Annotated in this window: 1 protein-coding gene; it reads right to left on the bottom strand. The window is 57.3% G+C overall.

The genetic code is table 11. The features are described from left to right. On the bottom strand, positions 1-555 hold a 555-nt coding region (locus AD944_RS00040), incomplete at both ends, for an alcohol dehydrogenase catalytic domain-containing protein (RefSeq protein ID WP_156477203.1).

The following is a 555-nucleotide window of genomic DNA, read 5'->3' as shown; positions in this document are numbered from 1 at the left end:
TTCCACCTTGGCGGTAAACAACACCGCCCCAATGCCAGTGGTGACACCACAGCCGATATAGCAGACCTTATCAAACGGAGCGTCTGGCCGGATCCTGGCCAGCGCGATTTCCGGCAGAACGGTGTAATGCGCAAAGGTGGAACAGCCCATGTAATGATGGATCGGCTGTCCCTTGAAGGAAAAGCGGGATGTGCCGTCCGGCATCAGGCCCTTCCCCTGTGTGGACCGAATGGCCGTGCACAGGTTTGTTTTACGGGACAGACAGGATTTACATTCCCGGCATTCGGGCGTGTAGAGCGGAATAACATGATCACCCGGCTTGAGGTGCCTTACCCCGGCCCCAACCTCGCGCACAATACCAGCGCCTTCATGGCCCAGAATGGCGGGAAACAGACCTTCCGGGTCTGCGCCGGATAGGGTGTATTTATCCGTATGGCACAGGCCTGTTGCCTTGATTTCCACCAGAACTTCACCCGCCTGCGGGCCTTCCAGTTGAACCGTCTCAATTTCCAGAGGCTTACCCGCCTCAAACGCAACCGCCGCTCTTACATCCAT

The sequence above is a fragment of the Acetobacter tropicalis genome, assembly GCF_001580915.1.
GTDB classification, from domain to species: Bacteria; Pseudomonadota; Alphaproteobacteria; order Acetobacterales; family Acetobacteraceae; genus Acetobacter; species Acetobacter tropicalis.
The sequence above is the reverse complement of the archived record's forward strand: the minus strand, read 5'-3'. Positions and strand labels throughout refer to the sequence as shown.